At 50.2% G+C, this 1,816-nt stretch carries 3 protein-coding genes; 1 reads left to right on the plus strand and 2 read right to left on the minus strand.

Annotated elements, in window-relative coordinates:
- Window positions 1-13 precede the first annotated feature (13 nt).
- Window positions 14-118: a hypothetical protein gene (locus ACEW8P_RS08195; protein ID WP_373512603.1), complete on the plus strand. Its 105-nt coding sequence runs from the start codon at window positions 14-16 to the stop codon at window positions 116-118.
- A 10-nt stretch (window positions 119-128) separates the two neighbouring features.
- On the opposite strand, the gene ACEW8P_RS08200 is transcribed toward ACEW8P_RS08195, so the two are convergent.
- Both ACEW8P_RS08200 and ACEW8P_RS08205 read right to left on the minus strand, forming a co-directional pair.
- Entirely contained in the window at window positions 129-1,199 is a 1,071-nt protein-coding gene (locus tag ACEW8P_RS08200; protein WP_373512601.1) for a carboxypeptidase-like regulatory domain-containing protein, read from the minus strand.
- Window positions 1,200-1,380: 181 nt separating this feature from the next.
- Window positions 1,381-1,816, minus strand: a 436-nt coding sequence (locus ACEW8P_RS08205) for a FecR domain-containing protein (RefSeq protein WP_373512602.1), incomplete at its 5' end; no start/stop codon positions are given.

Here is a 1,816-nt window from a genome sequence, read left to right on the forward strand (position 1 = left end):
GAGCCGCAGGACGATATGTTTTTCCAAAAACCAACAGATTCACGACAATGTGATTGGTATGTACATCAACAAACATTATTTCAAAACAGGAAAATACGGCGACTCTGTCACTGCCTGATCAACCTCTTTTAGACACTACCCTTTTGTCCACCCTTCGTTGTTATCAGAATCACACCATTGGCGGCCTGGGCCCCAAAGATGGCCATGCTGCTGGGGTCTTTCAGCACGTCCACCGATGCGATGTCGGAGGGATTGAGGTCGCTCATGCTTCCGGTAAAGATGATGCCATCTACCACCAACAACACATTTTGATTTCCGTTGATTGTCGTGCGTCCCCGTACCGAAATGCTGGGATTTTCTCCCGCCGCGTTGACTTGGCCGATGTTTAGTCCCGGCACAGAACCTTGCAGCGACTGCGCGAGATTGACGTTGGGCGATTCGCGAAAAGCGTCGATGTTGGCCCGCACTACCGACCCGGTCAGGTCGCTTTTTTTCTGGGTACCGTAGCCTACTACTACCACTTCTTCCAGGGCTTGAAGATCGGGATTCAAAACAAGGTCGATGGTAGTTCTATTCCCTACAATGACTTCCTGTGGTTCATAGCCGACAAAGGAGAAAACAAGTGTCGCTGACTCGGCCAGATTCTCCGGTACACTTAAACGATACTTCCCGTCCTGATCCGTCGTCGTGCCCCTTTGGGTACCCTTCAAGAGGATATTGACGCCCGGTAGTACGCCCCCCGTTTCGTCGGTCACTTGGCCCGAAATAGTGACATCAATCGGTAAGATTACGCCAGGTAGTTGAGTTTCCCCCGTTTCCCGGCTTTGAGACGGAGGTAGTTTACGTTTTAGAATAATACGTTTTCCAACCAGCTCATAGCTAATGTTTTGCGGAACAAGTAGTTTGTCAAGTACCACCGACAGCTTCTCGTTCGAGGCATTCAGCGTGACTTTTCTGGAAGACCGAATCAGGTTGGGACTGTACAAAAATTTAACCTCGGAGTTTTTCTCGATATAAGAAAGTACCGTGTTGATTTTCTGATCCACGGCCCGCACCGAAATCCGCTGATCCAGTACTTCCTGGGCAGATACATCGAGGGCTAACGAAACGTTCGCAAAAACCGCCGCCAGGCACAGATGTAAAAAAGACCATTGCATGATTTTTAGCGTCAGCCGCCGGGTAGATTGTTTTAATTTCATAATTTTGAAAGTTTTGTTGGATTCACTTTTGGCAAAACAGACCCCGGCATCCGTTGGATGCAATTCTGACAAGAAGGGGCTTTTACGAAGCTGGTGATGGTGGTGCATTGCCAGCTTCTTTCCATTAAAGAGCTAAGGTTTATTTCATTGGCACACTTGATTAAGGGTTCAACTAGTGAGACTAAGGTTCGCAGCCTCTGCCATCGATGATAATCTGGGCGTCCAGGATGTGGTAGTTGGCTTCGATACTTCGGCAAATGATGTCGAGTTTTTCGTAGGGCGGCACATCCGTTAGGTCAGCGGTAAACTGGCAATTGGCGAACAGCTCCTCGTCAAATACGATGCTAAGTCCGTAGGCCCGCTCCAGCGTCCTGAACACCCGAGGAGCGGGAGTAGCCTCGAATACGAAGGAATGCCTGGGTTGGCTGGGAAGGATTTCGCTAAGAAGAACAGGATTTTTAACCAGCGTCTTGACGAGCCGGATTTCCTTGCGAGCCAGGACGGCCTGCTGGTTGGGCAGCAGCAGGATGCCCTCGCGTTCGCGGGTGCTTATCATATTCTGCTTACCCAACTGATCGGCCACGGCCACCGATACCCGCCCGGTACGTACTTCCACC

Origin of the sequence: Persicitalea sp. (assembly GCF_041751555.1) — a bacterium.
Classification (GTDB): domain Bacteria; phylum Bacteroidota; class Bacteroidia; order Cytophagales; family Spirosomataceae; genus Persicitalea.

Coding starts and splice junctions, on each gene's coding strand:
- ACEW8P_RS08200 (WP_373512601.1), bottom strand. CDS start 1,199: ATGAAATTAAAACAATCTACCCGGCGGCTGACGCTAAAAATCATGCAA.